The sequence below is a fragment of the Nesterenkonia halobia genome (genome assembly GCF_039536005.1).
In the GTDB taxonomy this organism is placed as follows: Bacteria; Actinomycetota; Actinomycetes; order Actinomycetales; family Micrococcaceae; genus Nesterenkonia; species Nesterenkonia halobia.
Window position 1 is genome coordinate 92,313 of sequence record NZ_BAAAYG010000014.1, and the last position, 18,212, is coordinate 110,524.

At 73.1% G+C, this 18,212-nt stretch carries 13 protein-coding genes and 3 tRNA genes; 7 read left to right on the forward strand and 9 right to left on the reverse strand.

Annotated elements, in window-relative coordinates; translation table 11 throughout:
* Positions 1-85: 85 nt before the first annotated feature.
* From tig to ABD652_RS12820, 3 genes are all read right to left on the reverse strand, one after another.
* Positions 86-1,477: a trigger factor gene (gene tig / locus ABD652_RS12810; RefSeq protein WP_344721986.1), complete on the reverse strand. Its 1,392-nt coding sequence runs from the start codon at positions 1,475-1,477 to the stop codon at positions 86-88.
* Between the two features lie 122 nt (positions 1,478-1,599).
* Positions 1,600-1,673: transfer RNA gene (locus tag ABD652_RS12815), tRNA-Pro, on the reverse strand.
* A gap of 134 nt (positions 1,674-1,807) precedes the next feature.
* Positions 1,808-3,427 (reverse strand): AbgT family transporter, encoded by a 1,620-nt coding sequence (locus ABD652_RS12820; RefSeq protein ID WP_344721988.1) that lies wholly within the window; start codon positions 3,425-3,427, stop codon positions 1,808-1,810.
* A gap of 501 nt (positions 3,428-3,928) precedes the next feature.
* Here ABD652_RS12820 and ABD652_RS12825 point away from each other — a divergent pair.
* The gene (locus ABD652_RS12825) at positions 3,929-4,210 is read left to right on the forward strand and encodes a DUF1540 domain-containing protein (protein ID WP_344721990.1); all 282 of its coding nucleotides are present in this window, start codon (positions 3,929-3,931) and stop codon (positions 4,208-4,210) included.
* A gap of 20 nt (positions 4,211-4,230) precedes the next feature.
* Here the strand turns inward: ABD652_RS12825 and ABD652_RS12830 are convergent, their stop codons facing one another.
* A complete protein-coding gene (locus ABD652_RS12830) occupies positions 4,231-5,112 on the reverse strand; it encodes a hypothetical protein (RefSeq protein WP_344721992.1) in 882 nt (293 codons plus the stop codon).
* Positions 5,113-5,401: 289 nt separating this feature from the next.
* On the opposite strand from ABD652_RS12830, the gene ABD652_RS12835 reads away from it, so the two are divergent.
* Positions 5,402-5,638 carry an NINE protein gene (locus tag ABD652_RS12835; RefSeq protein WP_344721995.1) on the forward strand — a complete coding sequence of 79 codons (237 nt, stop codon included), beginning with the start codon at positions 5,402-5,404 and terminating at the stop codon, positions 5,636-5,638.
* Between the two features lie 221 nt (positions 5,639-5,859).
* Here ABD652_RS12835 and ABD652_RS12840 read toward each other — a convergent pair.
* Positions 5,860-5,931: transfer RNA gene (locus ABD652_RS12840), tRNA-Lys, on the reverse strand.
* A gap of 112 nt (positions 5,932-6,043) precedes the next feature.
* On the reverse strand, positions 6,044-6,628 hold the full coding sequence (locus ABD652_RS12845; protein WP_344721997.1) for a hypothetical protein: 585 nt from the start codon (positions 6,626-6,628) through the stop codon (positions 6,044-6,046).
* Between the two features lie 112 nt (positions 6,629-6,740).
* Between ABD652_RS12845 and bcp the strand changes: the two genes are divergently transcribed.
* The 4 genes from bcp (at position 6,741) to ABD652_RS12865 (ending at position 10,785) form a co-directional block, all read left to right on the forward strand.
* Complete coding sequence (gene bcp / locus ABD652_RS12850; RefSeq protein ID WP_344721999.1) at positions 6,741-7,205, forward strand: thioredoxin-dependent thiol peroxidase; 465 nt, start codon at positions 6,741-6,743, stop codon at positions 7,203-7,205.
* 140 nt (positions 7,206-7,345) lie between these two features.
* A tRNA-Leu gene (locus ABD652_RS12855) sits at positions 7,346-7,426 on the forward strand.
* A gap of 63 nt (positions 7,427-7,489) precedes the next feature.
* The gene (locus ABD652_RS12860; RefSeq protein WP_344722001.1) at positions 7,490-9,157 is read left to right on the forward strand and encodes an ABC transporter substrate-binding protein; all 1,668 of its coding nucleotides are present in this window, start codon (positions 7,490-7,492) and stop codon (positions 9,155-9,157) included.
* 134 nt (positions 9,158-9,291) lie between these two features.
* Positions 9,292-10,785 (forward strand): malate:quinone oxidoreductase, encoded by a 1,494-nt coding sequence (locus ABD652_RS12865; RefSeq protein ID WP_344722004.1) that lies wholly within the window; start codon positions 9,292-9,294, stop codon positions 10,783-10,785.
* 67 nt (positions 10,786-10,852) lie between these two features.
* On the opposite strand, the gene ABD652_RS12870 is transcribed toward ABD652_RS12865, so the two are convergent.
* Genes ABD652_RS12870 through ABD652_RS12880 form a run of 3 tightly spaced genes read right to left on the reverse strand, consistent with a single transcriptional unit; the run spans position 10,853 to position 17,048 of the window.
* Complete coding sequence (locus tag ABD652_RS12870) at positions 10,853-12,364, reverse strand: hypothetical protein (protein WP_344722006.1); 1,512 nt, start codon at positions 12,362-12,364, stop codon at positions 10,853-10,855.
* Positions 12,361-15,807, reverse strand: a complete 3,447-nt coding sequence (locus tag ABD652_RS12875; RefSeq protein WP_344722008.1) for an AAA family ATPase — start codon at positions 15,805-15,807, stop codon at positions 12,361-12,363. Before ABD652_RS12875 ends, ABD652_RS12870 begins: the two co-directional genes overlap by 4 nt.
* On the reverse strand, positions 15,804-17,048 hold the full coding sequence (locus ABD652_RS12880) for an exonuclease SbcCD subunit D (RefSeq protein WP_344722011.1): 1,245 nt from the start codon (positions 17,046-17,048) through the stop codon (positions 15,804-15,806). The genes ABD652_RS12875 and ABD652_RS12880 overlap by 4 nt, the downstream gene beginning before the upstream one ends.
* Positions 17,049-17,290: 242 nt before the next feature.
* Here ABD652_RS12880 and ABD652_RS12885 point away from each other — a divergent pair, with 242 nt between their 5' ends.
* On the forward strand, positions 17,291-18,205 hold the full coding sequence (locus ABD652_RS12885) for an ADP-ribosylglycohydrolase family protein (RefSeq protein ID WP_344722013.1): 915 nt from the start codon (positions 17,291-17,293) through the stop codon (positions 18,203-18,205).
* The last annotated feature ends 7 nt before the right edge of the window (positions 18,206-18,212 follow it).

An 18,212-nucleotide genomic window follows, 5' to 3' on the forward strand; every position in this document is an offset into this window, starting at 1 on the left:
CGCCGTCGCGGGACGCTCAGGGCGGCGAGGGCACGCGGCCCTCCCCGCCGCAGGCGGTCGACGTCGCCGTCGGCCGCCGCGGCGCTCACTTCTCCTCGGAGGACTCCTCCGCGGTCTCGCCCTCGACCTGCTCGGCAGCCTGCTCCTCGGCCGGCTCCTCAGCCTGCTCCGCGTCGTCCTCGCCCTGCGGGGTGACGAAGCTGCTCAGGTCGACCTCCTGGCCGTCGGAGTCCTTCACCGTGGCCTGCTCGAGCACCTTGGCCAGCGCCTTGCGGCGGCGCACCTCGCCCATGACCATCGGCACCTGGCCGGCCTGGTCGAGCATCTGGGCGAACTGGTTGGGCTCCATGCCGTACTGGCCGGCGGTGGAGACGATGTACTCGATGAGCTCGCTCTGGTCGACCTCGACCTCCTCCTTCTCGGCGACCAGGTCCAGCACGACCTCGTTGCGGAAGGCCTCGCGGGTCTGCTCGGCGATCTCCTCGCGGTGCCCGGAGGTGTCGTGGTCGTCGCCCTCGGCGTGCTCGCCCTGGGAGAAGTGCTGCTCGACCTGGGACTCGACCACCGAGTCCGGGACCGGGACCTCGACCATGGACATGAGCTTCTCCAGCGCCTTGTCGCGCGCCTCGACGCCCTGCTCGGTGACCAGGTTCTCCTCGGCCTTCGAGGCCAGGTCGGCCTTCAGCTCGTCGATGGTGTCGAACTCCGAGGCCATCTGGGCGAACTCGTCGTCGGCCTCGGGCAGCTCGCGCTCCTTGACCGCCTGCAGCGTGACCTTCACCGAGGCCGCCTCGCCGGAGCGGTCGCCGCCGGAGAGCGTGGTCTCGAAGGCGGCGTCCTCGCCGGCCGACAGGCCCTCGAGGGCCTCGTCGATGCCCTCGAGCATCGTGCCCGCGCCCACCTGGTAGGACAGGCCGGAGGCGTTGTCGACCTCCTCGCCGTCGATGGTGGCGACCAGGTCGATGGTCACGAAGTCGTCCTTCGCGGCGGGACGCTCGACCTCCTTGAGGGTGCCGTAGCGGCCGCGCAGCTCGTCGAGCTGCTCCTGGACGGCGGCGTCGTCGGCGGCGCGCGCCTCGACCTCGATCTCCAGGCCGGAGTAGTCGGGAAGCTCGACCTCGGGCTTGACGTCCAGCTCGCCGGAGAACTTCAGGACGCCCTCGTCGGTCTTCTCGTCCGGGATCTCGGTGACCTCGACCTCCGGGCGGGACAGCGGCGAGATCTCCGTCTCGGCCAGGCCCTGCTGGTAGAACTCGTTCAGGCCGTCGTTGATCGCGGTCTGCAGCACGTAGCCGCGGCCGACGCGCTGGTCGATGATCGGGGCCGGAACCTTGCCCTTGCGGAAGCCGGGGATCTGAACCTGCTCCGCGATGCTCTTGTATGCGGCCTGGATCTTGGGCTCAAGCTCCTCCGAGGACACCTCGACCGTCAGCTTGACGCGAGTCGGGTTCAGATTTTCAACGGTGCTCTTGACCACGTGGGGGCTCCTGACAGAAGACGTCTGATCATGTCTGATGGGGGTGCCGTGCTGCGGGCCGCGGCATGCGTCCGCCCGCTCGACGGTGGGACGGAGACGGCATCCCCGCGGCTCGGCCGCCGTCGGGGTGACAGGATTTGAACCTGCGGCCTCCCGCTCCCAAAGCGGGCGCTCTGCCAAGCTGAGCTACACCCCGATCATCGCCCGACGCGGACGACTCCGTCGACCCGCGGAGGATCGACGGCGACCGGCAGACGGCACGGACCGGTCCACGATACCGCGCGCGACGCAGTCGCGGCGAATCTCCGCAGGCCGAGCTCGCGTGGCGGATCAGGGCTCGTAGAAGATGGGCGCGTTCGGACCGAGCGGCAGGTCCAGCCCCATCCACCCGACGGTCATGAGCGTCCAGGCCAGCATGAAGGCCACCGAGTACGGAAGCATCACCGAGATCAGCGAGCCGATCCCGATCCGTCGATCATAGCGCTGGGCGACGGCGATGATAAGGGCGAAATAGGTCATCAGCGGACTCAGGATGTTGGTGGACGAGTCCGCGACGCGGTAGGCCGCCTGGGTGAATTCCGGAGAGATGCCCAGCTGCATCATGATCGGGACCATGATGGGCGCGAGCATCGCCCACTTCGCCGACGCCGAGCCGACCAGCAGGTTCACCGTCGCGGCGAAGCCCATGAACACCAGCACCAGCGGGAGTCCGGTGAGGTTGATCGACTCGAGGAAGTCCGCACCGACGATGGAGACGAGCAGGCCCATGTTCGACTTCTCGAAGTAGGCGATGAACTGCCCCGCGGTGAAGGCCAGCACCAGGAACATCGCCATCCCGGCCAGCGTCTTGGAGAGCTGGTCGACCACGTCGGTGTCGTTGCGGATCACCCGGGTCGCGATCCCGTACACCAGACCCGGCACGAAGAAGGCGATGATGATGACCACCACCAGCGAGTCCATGAACGGCGACTGGACCACCGCGCCGTCCTCCCCGCGCAGGATCGCGCCCTCGGGCACGATCAGCAGGAGCAGCGCGGCCAGCGTGACCACGAGCGCGGCTCCCGCCCACAGCAGGCCCCTCTTCTCCACCGAGGTGATCGTGAGCTCTTCGCGCTTCTGGTCGGCCACGACGCCCTCTCCGTGCCAGGATCCGAGCCGCGGCTCGACGATGAACTGGCTGACGAGCGTGCCGACGACGGCCAGCAGCGCGGTCGAGGCGATGATGAACCAGTAGTTCATCGCCAGATTCATCTGGTCGGCGTAGGCCGGGTCGACGGTGGCGGCCGCCTCGATGGTCAGCTCCCCGAGCATCACGTCGGTGGCCGACAGCAGCAGGTTCGCGCTGAATCCTGCCGAGACGCCGGCGAAGGCGGCGGCGATGCCGGCCAGCGGATGCCGGCCGACGGCGATGAACAGGATGGCGGCCAGCGGCGGGAGCACCACGTAGCCGGCGTCGGAGGCGACCGAGGACATGATCCCGGCGAAGACGATGCCGAAGGTCACCAGGAATCTCGGGATGGAGAGGATGAAGCTGCGCAGCACCGTCCCGATCAGACCGGTCTGCTCGGCCATGCCGATGCCCAGCATGGTCGCCAGGACGACGCCCAGCGGGGCGAACCCGATGAAGTTGTCCACCGCCGAGGTGAACATCCATTCCACGCCGGGCCCCGAGAGGAGGTTGAAGACCTCGACCTCCTCCCCCTCCAGAGGGTCCTGAGCACTGACCCCGGCCTGGGAGAGCCCCCAGGACAGCGCGACGACGAGGAGGGCGAGCAGGGCGAAGAGCGTCGCCGGGTGGGGCAGCTTGTTCCCGGCGAACTCCACGCCGTCGAGGAACCGCTGCAGGATCCCGGACCGGCGCCGGCCTCCGCTCGCGCCGGCGGCCCGCTCTTCGGAGACCGCGGCGATCTGGCCTGCTCCTTCGGTGCGTCCACGATCGTCGTCGCTCATCCGACTGGCACCCTCTCCTCGTCGTCATGTCCAGCAGACCTGGCGTCGCCGAGCATCCGGAGCCCGTCGGCGGCGTCCGCGGACGTCCGAGGACGCCGCGCAGGTCACAGACATTCTGCGGACAGCTGTGAGACAGGTCAAATACCCCCGCTCGACCTTTCCGCTCATCCGGCCGCGCGCCCGCCGCGACAGCGCCGTGACGGGCGCGCAGCCTGAGACGGCGAGACTCATGGCGTTCCCGGGATTCCGCCGTGAGGAGAGCTCGCACCCCCGTCCCCCACCGAGGTCGTCGACCAGGCCGTCGGCGTGCACGGGCGCATCCGCAAGACCGACTTCACCTGATCCGCACAGGACCTCCTCACCCGCCGCCGCGCTGGATCGGAGCCGTCGCCCTCACCGAATCCGCTGAGGCGGACTGGTCTTGTGGGCCATGTCACGCCGCTCTATTCTGACGACATCGGCCCGGACCCTCCGGGCGGAACGATCTCGAGGAGACCCGTCATGAATGCTCCCGCTTCCGTCGCCTCCTGCCAGGTCACCGAGTGCGCCTTCAACGACGACGGCTGTCACGCCGACGCCGTGACCATCGCCGGCTCCGAGGGTGCGCCGACCTGCGGCACCTTCATCGAGCTCGACGTCCGCGGCGGCCTGCCCACTGCGCAGGGTCACGTCGGGGCCTGCCAGCGTCTCGAATGCGTGCACAACAAAGACCTGATGTGCACTGCGGAGGCCGTCACCATCGGCGGCGACACCGCGAACTGCCTCACCTACGAACAGGAGTGACCGCCTGGCGCGCCGGCGGCTCAGCCGGTCGCGCACCAGGCGCGCAGCGCCTCCTGCAGATCGGCCATGCCCCGCACGGGCCGGTCGAAGGCGAGGACGACTGAGCGCACCTGGCCGTCGTTCCGGATGAGCCACGTGCACCCTTCGGCGTCCACGTCCAGCAGCACCGGTGCGGCCTGGTCGTCGGCCGGGCGAGCCACGCCCGGCACGACGCCGTCCGCCGCGGCGCCGAGCAGCTCCTGCGGCGCGGCCACCGGCCGGCCGATGATCCCGCGCCGCGAGCCGCCGGCGAGCTCCTCGACGAGACGCCGCACGGCGGCATCGTCGAGCGAGGCGGCCGCGTCGACCGCGTCCCACTCGTCGTTCGGCGCGGGGAACGCCCCGCCGGCGGCCACGGCCTGCCATGGCAGCTTCTCGACGTCGTCGCGGGCGTGGACGAGCACCGTCTCCGCCGACAGCAGGCCGAGGACCGCTCCCGGCGCCTGCGCGGCCGCGTCCAACGCCGCGGGCTCCGTGCCCGCCGCCAGCAGGCGGGAGGACTCCTCGGCGGAGAGCAGCCGAAGCGTACCCAGGGCATGCAGGCTCGCGACCTGGACCCGGATGTCGGAGGGGGCGCCCAGCTGGTCGACGCGGACTCTCGCCTCCAGCTGCTCCGGCAGGCCGGAGGCACCCACGGGGAGGCGAGCCTCGGGAAGCGCCACGAGCCAGTCGCCGTCGGCGGTCAGGCCGTGGGCCAGCGGCGCCAGCGACGGCTGGGACGGGCACCGATAGGCCACGATGTCGAGCGACCCCGCCCCGGCGACCAGACGTCGGGCGGTCGACTGCGCGCAGCGACGACGCACCTCGGCGCCGTCGGCCAGACGCGCGACATCGCGCGTCGTCCCTGTCGTCTCGCTCGTCATGCGCTGTGCTCCCTCGGCCATCGGGCGGGGCTCCGGACGTCTGCGCCCCGCAGAACCTTCCCTATTGAAGCACACCCCAAGGCGGTTACAACATATCGTCATGCGGTAATTGAGGCGCTTCGGAGGCCGAACTCCCCCGCCTCTGTCGACGCCGCATGCATCGCCGCGTGCATCGCCGCAGATCAGGCACCTGCGATCCGGCTGACGCCGGCGGCGCGGCGGCGCGGTCGACCAGAACTGACCGGAGGCGGTCCTGTTCCAGCGCGCAGGTCGGACGTATCATGACGCCATGGCTACTCGTGGATACGACGGCCCCGCGAAGGACCCCGGTCTGGCCCTGGTGCTGACCATCCTGGGCTTCTTCTTCGTGGCGGGCCTGCAGTACTTCTATCTCGGCAAGATCATCAAGGGCGTGCTCTTCCTGCTCACCCTGGGCTTCTTCTACGTGGGCACGATCATCTCGCTGTTCACCATCGGCGGCGAGACCCGTCGGGTGAACGCCGAGCGCGCCCTCGGCATGCGCTGACCCGGCGGCTCGGGCCGGGCCGGCGGCCCCTCGGGCGACCCGGTCAGCCGGCCGCCGTGCGCAGCGCCCCGACGTCGCACCTGACGTGCCGGGCCGGGAGGTCCCGCCCGGCCCGGCGCATCAGGCGTGCCGGCGAGTCGGGCTGTGCCGCCGAACCGCCGCAGACATGACGAGACCCCGCTTCCTTCGGAAGCGGGGTCTCGTCATATGAAGCTGCTGAGTGGGCCCCCCGGGACTCGAACCCGGAACCTACAGATTAAGAGTCTGGTGCTCTGCCATTGAGCTAGAGGCCCTCAGGCGGGCCGCTGAACGACCCGTGCCGTGCTCCCCGTCTCCGGGGCAACGACATGAAACTCTAGCACCGCCCGCCGCGGCACGCCAATCGGAGCTGAGGTGATCCTGCTCTCATCCTCCGGTCGAACCGACGGCACCGCCCGGCGTCGTGTCCTGGGAGGACTCCATCGTGTCCATGAGCTCGTCGACGAAGGCCTCGAAGTCGGCGGCGTCGCGCTCCTGACGGATGGTCACCTCGCCCAGCCCCGGGAGTCGGGAGAATCTCGGCGCCCGACGCACGTCGAGCTCGACGTGCCGGCCGGTCGACAGCGCGATCTCCAGCCGGCTGCCCGCGGCCGCGATCCCGGCGAGGTTCGTCAGGTTAACCGGCAGCGGCACCGAGGCGGGCGCCTGCTCGACGGCGTCTCCGCCGTCCCGTGCCCGCTCGACGGCCTCGTCGAGGTCCGCCGGACACAGCACCATCTCGCGCGGCTCCCTCCGGTAGCCGACGAGCAGGTGCGCCGCCCGGCAGACCTGCGCCTGGACCGCGTCGTCGGCGCTCTCGCCGGCTCGACCGCCGACGTCGCCCGCCGCTCCTCCGCCGGCGGCGTAGAGGATGTTGTAGGAGCCGAAGTTCATCACCGAGGCGTCGAACGTCGCGCGCAGCGCCGCCATGAGGCGCGCCTCCGACTCGAGGCGCTCCAGCTGACCGTCCATGAGTGCCAGTCTACGGCTCCGACCCGGCACGACCCACGGACGCGCGGCGCGGCGTCGCCGACGATACGCTGGTGGGGACCCACGACGTCGACGACGAAGGACCGCCAGCACCATGGCACGACTCGAGCCTGGCCAGAAGGCCCCCGACTTCGCCCTGCCGTCCGCCGACGGCGGCACGGTGACCCTGCAGGAGCTACGCGGCGGCAAGGTCGTCGTGTACTTCTACCCCAAGGCCTCCACTCCCGGCTGCACCACCGAGGCCTGCGACTTCCGCGACTCGCTGGCCTCGCTGCAGGGCGCCGGCTACACGGTGCTCGGCATCTCCCCGGATGCCGTGCCGGCCCTGCAGAAGTTCACCGAGGAGCAGGCGCTGACTTTCCCGCTGCTCAGCGACGAGGACCATGCCGTCGCCGAGGCCTACGGCGCCTGGGGCGAGAAGAAGAACTACGGCAAGGTGACCGAAGGTCTGATCCGTTCGACGGTGGTCATCGACGAGGAGGGCACCGTGGAGCTCGCCAAGTACAACGTCAAGGCCACCGGGCACGTGGAGCGGCTGCGCCGCGAGCTGGGCGTCTGAGCCGCGCCGTCCCGGTGCGGGTCGACGGCCGGAGCCCCGCGGGGCAGGCGGTCTCCCTCTTGTAGACTGAGCAGTCGCGCCGCCTGGTGTCGCGCGCGCCGCAGTCCTGGCGCGCGGGGCGACCGATGTCGGCGCGACCGGCGGGCGTGGCGGAATCGGTAGACGCGCTGGATTTAGGTTCCAGTGTCTTTGACGTGTGGGTTCAAGTCCCACCGCCCGCACTGCGCGTCCCGTCCGCGACGAGCCGGGCGGGATGTGGATCCTCGACGAGCGACGGGAGCGTGATGACGCCCGAGATCGACCGCCGACGCCTGCTCGGACTCGCCTCGGCCGCGGGCACGCTCGCGCTCGGCAGTCGCCTCGCAGGCGGATCCGGCGGGTCGGACGCCTCAGCCGCGGCGCACCCCGGCTCCCAGCCCTCTCCGGCGTCCCAGCAGTCCGGGGACGCCGAGGAGGCGGTGGTGGTCGCCGGAGTCTCGGCAGTGCGCTCGATGGACCCCGCGCTGGCGGTCGACACCGAGACCGAGCGGGTCTGCCGCCAGGTCTACGAGAGCCTGCTCGGCGTCGACCTGGACACCGGCGAGACCACCGCGCTGCTGGCCCGCGACTGGTCGGTCTCCGGCGACGGGCTGACCTACGAGTTCCGGCTGCGCGAGGATGTGACCTTCCATGACGGCACCGCGCTGGACGCCGACGTCGTCGTGGCCAACATCCGCCGCTGGGGCCGGCTCGACGCGCTCTACGGCGCCGGGACCCTGAGCCGGACGGTGACCACGCCCTTCGTCGCCGTCTTCGGCGGATTCCTGGGCGAGGACGCCTGCGCGCTGGAGTCGGTCGAGGCCGCCGACGCGACGACGGTGACGCTGACGCTGTCCGACCCGATCGTCGACCTCCCCCAGGCGCTGACCATGGCGCCCTTCGGCATCGCCTCGGCGGAGACCCTCGACGACGACGATCCCGACCTGGTCGCCCGCCGCCCGACGGGCACCGGCGCCTACCGCGTCGTCGAGATCGACGACGAGCAGGCGCGACTCGAGGCGCATGAGGACCACTGGGACGGCGCGCCCCAGGTCCCCGCCGTCACAGTGCGGACCCTGCCGCGGGCCTTCGACCGGCTGCGCGAGCTGCAGCGCGGCGCCGTCGACGTCTACGACTACATCACCGCCGACACGCTGCGCCCGCTGGTGCAGTCCGGCCGGCTCATCCTCCAGCGCGATCCGTTCTCCGTGCTCTACCTCGGCTTCAACCTGGACCACCCGGTGATGTCCGACGTGCGCATCCGCGAGGCCGTCGCCCACGCCGTCGACCGCGACAGTCTGGTCCAGCAGCACTTCCTGGAGGGCAGCCGCGCGACCCGGCAGTTCATCCCCGCGGCGCTGGACGTCCAGTCCGACGACGCCGAGCGCCGCGAGCACAGCCGCAGCGCGGCCGAGGAGCTCCTCGCCGAGGCCGGCTACGACGGCGAGCCGCTGCCCTTCTACTACCCGATGAACGCCACCCGCAGCTATCTGCCGCAGCCCGAGGCGATCTTCGCCGCGCTGGCCGCCGACCTGGCCGCCGTCGGCCTGCGCATCGAGCCGCGCCCCGTCCCGTGGGACGACGGCTACCTGGACACGATGCTCGGCGACGAGCAGCGGGCGATGCATCTGCTGGGCCGCAACGGCGGCTACCGCTCGCCGCACTCCTTCTTCGGCCCGCTGTTCCAGCAGACCGGGCCGGAGTTCCGCTACGACTCCGCGGAGGTCCGCGACATGCTGCGGGAGGCCCGCAGCACGCTCGACGACGAGGAGCGCGCCGACCTGTATCGACAGGTCGCCGAGCACCTCGCCGAGGACCTCCCGGCGCTGCCGCTGGTGCATCCGATCTCCGGGCTGGCCCTGGGCGGAGACGTCTCCGACTACCCGATGTCCCCGGTGCTCATCGAGCCGTTCCGGGAGATCACGCTCAGCTGACCACGGATTTCATCAGCCCCCGTCGACGGCGGTAGAGTCGGGATCGAGCCCCGCCGACTCCGGCCGCGACCGCGTGCGGCCGGCCCTTCGATTTTCCGCCGGCGACGGGGCCGGACGACCGTGAGGAGACATCAGTGGCGCAGTCTGCGGCGAGCGGCGAGAACCGGTACGACGTCGTGCTCATCGGCGGCGGCATCATGTCCGCCACCCTCGGCACCATCCTGCAGGAGCTGCAGCCGGACTGGTCCATCGGCCTGTTCGAGACGCTCGACCAGGCCGGCCAGGAGTCCTCGGACCCGTGGAACAACGCCGGCACCGGCCACTCGGCGCTCTGCGAGCTGAACTACACCCCGCGCGCCGCCGACGGCTCGGTCTCCACGACCAAGGCCGAGGGCATCAACGAGCAGTTCCAGGTCTCGCGGCAGCTGTGGTCGCACTGGGTCGAGGACGGCGTCGTCGGCTCCCCGCGGACCTTCATCAACGCGCTGCCGCACATCAGCTTCGTCTGGGGCGACGACAACGCCGACTACCTGCAGGAGCGCGCCGACGCGCTGCGCGACCGGCCGCTCTTCGCCGACCTGGAGCACACCGAGGACCCCGCCGTCATCGAGCAGTGGGCTCCGCTGCTGATGCGCGGCCGCGACCCGCGGCAGCGCGTCGCCGCCTCCAAGGTCGACACCGGCACCGACGTCGACTTCGGCTCGCTGACCCGCCAGCTGGCCAACCACCTGGCCGACGCCGGCGTCGACATGCGGTACAACCACGAGGTCCAGGGCCTGGAGCGCGGCGCCGACGGCCGCTGGGACGTGACGGTGAAGAACAAGTCCCGCGGCGAGCGGTTCACCGCCTCGGCCCGCTTCGTCTTCGTCGGCGCCGGCGGCGGGGCGCTCAGCCTGCTCCAGGAAGCCGGCATCGACGAGATCCGCGGCTTCGGCGGCTTCCCGGTCTCGGGCAAGTTCCTGCGCGCGACCAGCACCGCCGTCGCCGAGCAGCACCATGCCAAGGTCTACGGGCTCGCCTCCGTCGGCGCGCCGCCGATGTCGGTGCCGCATCTGGACACCCGCTTCGTCGAGGGCCGCCGGACGCTGATGTTCGGCCCCTACGCCGGCTTCTCCACGAACTTCCTGAAGAACGGCTCGCTGACCGATCTGCCGTTCTCGGTGCGCAGGCACAACCTGCTGCCGATGATGCAGGTCGGCCTCGACAACACCGACCTGGTGACCTACCTGCTCAAGGAGGTCACCAAGTCGCGGTCGAAGAAGATCGAGGCGCTGCAGGACTTCTACCCCGACGCCGAGGCCGACGGCTGGGAGATGATCACCGCCGGTCAGCGCGTGCAGGTCATGAAGCGCAACGCCGAGGGCCGGGGCGTGCTGCAGTTCGGCACCGAACTCATCGCCGGCGGCGACGGCACCATCGCCGGACTGCTGGGCGCCTCCCCCGGCGCGTCGACGGCGCCGTCGATCATGTTCCGGCTGCTCGAGCGCTGCTTCCCGGCGCAGTTCGAGTCCTGGCGCCCGCAGCTGGAGCAGATGGTGCCTTCCTTCGGCCGGCAGCTCAGCGACGACCAGCAGCTCCTCACCGAGGTCACCGAGCACACCGCCTCCACGCTGCAGCTGCGCGACTGAGCACCCGCGGCACCTCGCCGCGTCCGGGCCCGGCGGCCGTCGGTCCGGCCTGCTGCAGACCGGGGCGTCAGCGGCGCAGCACGGCGCCGACGACGAGCAGACTCGCCGGTCCGACGGCGACGAGGCCGGCCAGCGGCGCCCAGCCCGGCGCCGCCGCGTCGAGCAGATCGCCGAGCAGGCCGCCGGCCAGCAGTCCGAGACTCATCCCGGCCAGCACCGTCGCCGGCGCCAGCGTCAGCACGGCCGACATCCGACCTGCCGGCACGACCCGCTCCAGCAGCCGATGCAGCTCGATCAGCAGCATGCCGCAGGCCGCGCCGATCGTCGCGGCCGCGAGCAGCTGGGCCGGACCGTGCACGACGGCCAGCAGACGCGGAGCCGCCGTCGCCAGCAGCGCCGCGGCGCCCTGGGCGAGGACCAGGCCGACGACGCCGAGCAGCAGGACCGCGACGGCCAGGCGACGCCGGTGCACCGCATCCAGGCGCACGATCCGTCGCGGAGGGCGTCGCGCCGCGAGGACTGCGGCGACGGCGGAGACGGCCAGCCCCCAGGCCGCGCCGGGACGAGGTCCGGCCGCACCGGATCCGACCAGCAGCGTGATCCAGAGACCGCCGAGCACCCCGCCGGTCCCCAGGGACCAGACCAGCGCCCGCGGCAGCCGGGAAGTCCAGTCGGCCGTCGACGGCGCCGATTCCCCGGGCACAGTGGAGGACTCCGCCGCCGATCGACCCGGGAGAGCCTCTCTCCGGTCCTGCTGCTCCACCTGCGGCAGCCCCGGCAGCGGAAGCCGCGGCGGGTCGACCACCTCCTCAAACCGGTCATCCTGCGCCTCGGCGGCGTCGAGGGACTCCGCGGTCGGCGACGGCGCCGCCGCCCGCGGATCCATCGCGTGCAGCGGCACCACTACGGCGGCGATCAGCGCTCCGACCAGCGGCCCGGCCGAGGAGCCGATCATCGGTGCCAGCACTCCCAGCAGCACCGGCGCCAGGATCAGCGCCCCTTCGTCCCGGCGCACGTCGCGGCGCAGCCCCGTCTCCAGCTGATCCTCCGCGTGCGCGGGCGACGCGGAATCTGCGCCGTCGGCGCGGGCGCGCCAGCGTCGCAGCCGGGCCAGGGCGGGCACTGCCGGACAGCTCACCCCGGCCAGCAGCGCCAACGCCCCGACGAGCAGCAGCAGGCCCACCGGCTGGTCGCCGAGGTCCGTGCCGACGGCGGCGTGGGCGGCGGCCAGCCGGTCCACGGCCGCGAGCAGCACGAAGATCACGGGCACGTGCACCAGTGCGGCGGTCAGCAGCACGGCGCGCTCCCCCGCCCGTTCCGCCGCGGCGCCGGCCAGCGAGGCGCCGACCGCCGCTCCGGCCAGCGCGCACGCCGCGGCCAAGGCCGCCGGCAGCACGGCGCCCACGGCGACGCCCAGGTGGATCAGCAGCCCGGGGGCGAGCAGCGCGGCCGGCAGCCGGGCGAGGCCGGCGATCCAGGGCGGCCGGGCGGCCTCGTCCGTGCCGACGGCGGCGACGGCGGCGCCGCCGTCCACGGCCGCTGCGGCACCCGGCTGTGGGTCGGGGGCCTGCGGGCTCATCCGGCCGGTTCCTGCCGCGGCGCGCCGGCCTGCTCACCGGTCTGCTCGCCGGATTGCTCGCCGGATTGCTCGCCGGATTGCTCGCCCGACGGCGCGACCGGCTCGGGCCGCCCGGCCGCCGCGTCGTCGTCGGACTCCGCGGCCGCCGCGGCCAGCTCCGCGCCGGAGATCTCTCCGTCGGGCAGCACCAGCCGCAGCGTGGAGCCGCGGCGGCCGCGGTCGACCTGCAGCTGGGTCGGGATCGCCCGGTGCATCTCGGTCACATGGCTGACCACGCCGACCCGCCGGCCCTCGCCCTGCAGCCGATGCAGCGCGGCCATGACGTGCTCCAGGCTCTCCTCGTCGAGCGAGCCGAAGCCCTCGTCGATGAACAGGCTCTCCATGCTGATGCCGCCGGCCTCGGCCTGCACCACTTCGGCGAGGCCCAGGGCCATCGCCAGCGCGGCCATGAAGGTCTCGCCGCCGGAGAGCGAGGAGGTCGGCCGCTCGTGGTCGCTGTGCTCGTCGTGGACCTTCAGATCGAGGCCGCGCAGTCCGCCCCCGGACGCCGAGTCGTCGTGGAGCAGCTGGTAGCGGCCCTCCGACATCGTCTGCAGGTGCCGGGTCGCGGCCGCGGCGACCTTCTCCAGCCGGGCGGCGAGCACGTAGCTGGTCAGCGTCATCCGCAGCGTGTTGTCCGGGCCGTGACCGGTCAGCGTGTCGGCCAGCTCGCGCCGACGGCGCTGGTCGGCCGAACGCTCGTCGCGTTCGACCAGGGCGCCGCGCAACCGGTCCATCGGCGTCGCGAGATCGGCGCGCCGGTCGGCGAAGCGCCGACGGGCCGCCTCGGCGGCCTCCGCCCGATCGGTGCCGGCGGCCGCCCGCTGCTCGGCGGCGAGGACCGCCTCCTCCTCCGGCAGCTCCGCTCCCCGCTCCACACTCTGCAGACCTTCGACGACGTCCTGCTGCTCGGCCTCGAGCTGCAGCCGCTGTCCGCGGCGGTCGTGCTCGGCGATCCGCTGCTCGCGATCCTGCCGCCCCGCCGGCTCCAGACGGGCCGCGGCGAGCGCGGCCCGGTCTGCGAAGTTCGACTCGGCGATCCGCTCGACGGCCCGGGCACCGGCGCGCTCGGCCTCGGCGGCGGCCTGCCGCGCGAGCCGCACGGCCTCCCGAGCCCGGGTCAGCCGGGCGCGCAGCGCGTCGACGGCGGCCACGCGGGCCGCGACGGACTCGTGCTCCCCGCGCAGCCGGGCCAGCGTCTCCTCGGTGGCCGTCGTCTCCTCGTCCAGCCGGTCGACCTCCGCCGCCGCGGCGGCGCGCTCTGCGGAGGTCTCCTGGAGCGCCGCCCGCAGCGTCTCCAGACGCCGGCGGCGGCCCTCGAGCTGCGCGACCAGCCGGTGCTGGGCGGCGCGGGTCTCCTCCGCCCGGGTGCGCCGTCGGCGGGCCAGGTCCCGCAGCTTCCGCGCCGTGGCGACGTCGATCGCCGCGGCCGCGTCGGGCGCGGGGAGCAGGCGCCCCTCCCGGGGAGCTCCGCCGTGCTCCTCGTCCTCGCCGTCGTGCTCGCTCGCCGCGGCGGCGGCCTCCTCGGCGAGCTCGGCCAGTCGTCGCCTCGACGCCGCCACCGCCTCCTCGGCGACGTGCAGCTGCGCCTGGGCCTGCTCCCGGGCGGTCTGGGCGGCCACGGCCTCCTGCCGGGCATCCTCGACCTGCTGCTCGGTGATCGGCTCGGCGTCCTCGCGACGATGGGCCGGATCCGGGTGCTCGGTCGCCCCGCAGACGGCGCAGGGGATGCCGGGCTCGAGCTGCGCGGAGAGCCGCTGGGCGACCTGCGCCAGGTGGCGGTCGAGCAGCTCGCGGTGGACGGCCGAGGTCTCCTGCCAGGCCGTCTGGTGCGTCTGCAGCTCCGCCCGCAGCGCCTCGACCCGGGCCGATCCGGCGTCGCGCTCCTCGACGAGCGCCAGGCCGCGCGCGGCTCGCTGCTCGTCGGCGACGGCGGCCTCGACGGCGGCGTCGAGCTTCTCCGGATCCCGACGGGCCGCTTCGTCCTGCGCGATCTCGGCGACGAGGGGACCCTGCTCGGCCGTCCGCTCGGCCTGGGCGGCGTCCAGCTCCTCCACCGTCCGGAGGAGCTCGGCCCGGCGCCGTCGCCGGCCCCGCTGCGCCTCCTCCAGCCCGGCGACGTCGTCGGCGGTGAGCCGGCCGCGCAGCTGGCTGGACTCGGCGAGCGCAGCTTCCAGTGCGGCCTCCAGTGCAGCCTCCCGCCGCTGCTCCCGGTCGGGCGCCTCTTCCTGCTCCGCCTCCGGTGCGTCGTCTCCCGCCTCCGGTCGCAGCGCGTCCGGGACCGGGACGTCGTCCTGGTCGGTGAGCGCCTCGACGGCCTCGGCCGCCGCCTGATCGGCCTCGGCACGGCGACGGGCCAGAGCCTCGGCCGATTCGTCCGCGGAGTCGACCCAGCGCAGGATCTCGGCGGCCTGGTCGTCGGCGGCGACGGCCGCGCGGGCGGCGGCTACCTCCGCCTCGGCGGCCTGGTGCCGGGTCAGCTCCTCACGATGCTGCTCCGCCCGCAGCATCCGCGTGCGACGGCGGCGCAGCTCCTCGGCCTGTTGCCCGGTCTGCTCGGCCTCCTCGGCGGCGACGGCGGCGTCGACGTCGAGGTCGCGGGCATGCCAGGCGGCGAGATGCTCGACAGTGTCCTCGAGCTCCTCGGCGGCCACGGCCGCGAACAGGTCCTCCGCCGCGGGGCCGCCGGCGCCCTGCTGCGAGGGGCCCTCTGCGCCCAGGGCCGCGCCGAGCAGCTGCGCGGCGCCGCGGCGGACCATCTCGGCGTTCTCCGCCGCCCGGGTCTCCACCTGCTCCAGGCGGCGGCCGAGCACCCGAGCCTCCTCGACGGCCTGATCCTCCAGCCGGCGGAAGATGCTGGTGTCGAAGAGCCGCTGGAGCAGCTTCTGCTTCTCCGCGCTGCCGGCATGCAGGAACTCGGCGAACTGCCCCTGCGGCAGCAGGATGACCTGGGTGAACTGCGCCCGGTCCAGCGGCAGGATCTCGTGCATCTCCTTGCCCACCGCCTGGGTGCCGCTGGTGACCTCGCGCCAGACGGCGCCGTCGTGCTCCTGCAGCACCGCCGTCGGGTTGCCCTTGACGCTGCCGGCCTTCGCCCGGCGACTGGGCCGGGTGTGCTGGGGCGTGCGGGTGATCCGACGGCGTCGGCCCTCCAGGCTGAACTCCAGCACGACCTCCGGGATGCGGCCTTCCGGCGCGTGGTGGCTCTGGAGTCCGCGCGCGTCGCGGCGTCCGGGCACGTCGCCGTAGAGGGCGAAGGTGATCGCGTCCAGCACGGTGGTCTTGCCCGATCCGGTGCGGCCGTTGAGCAGGAAGAGGCCGTCGGCGCTCAGCGCATCGACGTCGATGCGCTCCGTGCTGGGGAAGGCGCCGAAGGCCGTCAGCGTCAGCGCGTGGAACTTCATCGCACCCCTCCGGTCTCGGCGCGGACGGCGGCCAGCGCCTCGTCGACGAGTCCGCGCTCCTCCGCCGAGGCGCCGCGGCCGCGCACGTGGGCCAGGAAGGCCTCGACCACCTCCGGCTCGGTGCGGGCGTCCTCCACCGCCGCCGAGTAGGTCCGCGCCGCCTCCTCCCGCTCCGGCGGGCGGTGGCTGAAGGTCGCCAGATGCGGGTAGGCGTCCTGGACCCGCTGGTGGGCGCGCTCGGGGCGGATCTCGTCGGTCAGCGTGACCTGCACGAAGGACTCGGCGTGGGCGGCGACGGCGTCCTCGTCGAGGATCTCGTCGAGGGTTCCGGACAGCTGGGCCAGCGGGCGGCCGATGGACCAGTCCAGCGGGCGCGGCTCGATCTCCGGCGTCGCGCTGTCCCAGAGCCAGGCGCCCTTGGCCTGGCGGGTCTCGGAGAAGGAGAGCCGCAGCGGCGAGCCGCTGTAGCGCACCGTCTCGCTGAGCCGCTGGCGGCCGTGCAGGTGTCCCAGGGCGACCTGGTCGAAGCCGTCGAAGACCTCCAGCGGGACCACGGCCAGCCCGCCGGCGGTCTCTTCGTCGTGGATCGCCGGCTCTCCGCTGGGCACGTCGGCGCCGATGATCCGCTCGGAGTCGCTGCCCGTCCCGCGGGCGGCGAAGAGGTGGGCGAGCACCACAGTGCGCACCGGCGCGTCCGCGGCCACACCCGCGACGGCGCCGGCGGCGACCTGCTCGGCGCGTGCGGCGACGTCGGCGCGGATGCGGTCGGTGACCGCGCGCAGCACCGCAGTGTGCGTCCCCCGCGCCAGACCCAGGCGGGGCCCGACCAGCTGCGGCTCCAGATAGGGGATCCCGTAGACCAGGTGCAGCGCCGAGCCGTCGGGCTCCGGCAGCACCACCGGCGTCCAGGCGTCCTCCAGCGTGGTGCACAGGTGCACCCCCGCACGCCGCATCAGCGCCGAGCCGAAGCCCAACCGCCGGGCCGAGTCGTGGTTGCCGGAGGTGATGATCACCTGCGTGCCGGCCTCCACCAGGTGCTGCAGACAGTCCTCGAGCATGGTGACCGCCCACTCCGGCGGCAGCGCGCGGTCGTGGACGTCGCCGGAGACCAGCAGCACGTCGACGCCCTCCTCCTCGACGGCGGAGCAGACGGTGGAGAGCATCTCCTGCTGCGCGTCGCGCAGCGAGGTGCCGTGGAAGCCGCGGCCCAGGTGCCAGTCGGAGGTGTGCAGCCAACGCATGGCACCACGGTATCGACGTCGCCGGACACATCGGCCCGCGGCGCGCGTGCGGTGCGGATCCGGCGCGCGGCGATCCGCGGCGGAGGCGCCTCCTGCCCGCACACCATGCCTCGGGCGACGAGACGGTGTCAGTCACAGCGCTGCGTGGGGACGAGGAGGACAGCTGGTGGCTGGCCGCCGCAGACATCTGCTGCGCACGCCGGGCTGAGCGACCGGCTCGGCCGACGTGGTTGGATGGTGCCGTGACGACACCGAACCCCTCCCCCACGCCGTCCGAGCAGTCCGAGGCCCCGCAGGCGTCGACGGCGGATGTGCTGCTGATCGAGCGGCTGCCGGCCGTGCTCGCGGCAGCCCTGCCGGCCGACGGATCGCCGGGAGACGCCGGATCCGCAGCGGACGCCGAGAACACCGAGGTCCACGCCGAGGCGCTGCATCAGCTCTGCCTGGCCGACGGACTCCTGGAGCTGCTCGACTGGACGCACCAGGGCGTCGGCGCCGATCCGCTGGCGTGCTTCTGGCTGGCCGGGCTGCGTTGGCACCGGCTGGTCACCGGCGGCTTCCCCGCCGCGGCCCCGTGCCCGCCGTCGCGGTCAGTGGACGAGCAGCTCTCCGCACAGCTGGGCACCGTCGACGCCGGCCGCCCGCACGGCCTCGCGCCGCTGAGCCTGCGGACCGGCACTGAGGCCCCCGGCGTCGACGGGCTGGCCTCCGGAGAGATGGCCTACCCCACGACGCCGGCGCAGCCGGAGCGCGACGATCCGGCGGTGCTGCTGCGCGTGGTCCCGCTGGCGCTGGTGCCCTACGTCGACGACACGCTGCGTGCCCAGTGGGTCCGCCAGGCTCTCGCGCTGACCCACGGGCACCCGCGGGTCCTGGACCGCGCCCGGAGCCTGGTGCAGCTGCTCCACCGCGCCGCCTCGGCACCGGCGGCCGAGCTCGCCGAGCAGGCGGAGACGCTGCGGGACGAGCTCGACGAGCTGCTGACCGGCGCAGCGGGCGATGCCGCAGTCGACGCCGCGGCGGCCGACACTCTGCGCCGCCAGCTGCAGGCGCTGCTCGAGGCGGCGCCGTCGTCGACGGCCGACGACGGCGACCTCCCCGCCGCACTGACCGAGCTGGTCGCCGCGTGGCGGCGGGTCACGCGGCCCGCCGGCTGATCAGCCA

What these genes read in the sequence shown, in the direction of transcription:
- ABD652_RS12845 (WP_344721997.1), bottom strand. Translation starts at nt 6,628, where the DNA reads ATGGACGGTCAGCTGGAGCGCCTCGAGTCGGAGGCGCGCCTCATGGCG.
- ABD652_RS12825 (WP_344721990.1), top strand. Translation starts at nt 3,929, where the DNA reads ATGAATGCTCCCGCTTCCGTCGCCTCCTGCCAGGTCACCGAGTGCGCC.
- ABD652_RS12875 (WP_344722008.1), bottom strand. Translation starts at nt 15,807, where the DNA reads ATGAAGTTCCACGCGCTGACGCTGACGGCCTTCGGCGCCTTCCCCAGC.
- ABD652_RS12870 (WP_344722006.1), bottom strand. Translation starts at nt 12,364, where the DNA reads ATGAGCCCGCAGGCCCCCGACCCACAGCCGGGTGCCGCAGCGGCCGTG.
- ABD652_RS12820 (WP_344721988.1), bottom strand. Translation starts at nt 3,427, where the DNA reads ATGAGCGACGACGATCGTGGACGCACCGAAGGAGCAGGCCAGATCGCC.
- ABD652_RS12860 (WP_344722001.1), top strand. Translation starts at nt 7,490, where the DNA reads ATGACGCCCGAGATCGACCGCCGACGCCTGCTCGGACTCGCCTCGGCC.
- ABD652_RS12835 (WP_344721995.1), top strand. Translation starts at nt 5,402, where the DNA reads ATGGCTACTCGTGGATACGACGGCCCCGCGAAGGACCCCGGTCTGGCC.
- ABD652_RS12830 (WP_344721992.1), bottom strand. Translation starts at nt 5,112, where the DNA reads ATGACGAGCGAGACGACAGGGACGACGCGCGATGTCGCGCGTCTGGCC.
- bcp (WP_344721999.1), top strand. Translation starts at nt 6,741, where the DNA reads ATGGCACGACTCGAGCCTGGCCAGAAGGCCCCCGACTTCGCCCTGCCG.
- ABD652_RS12880 (WP_344722011.1), bottom strand. Translation starts at nt 17,048, where the DNA reads ATGCGTTGGCTGCACACCTCCGACTGGCACCTGGGCCGCGGCTTCCAC.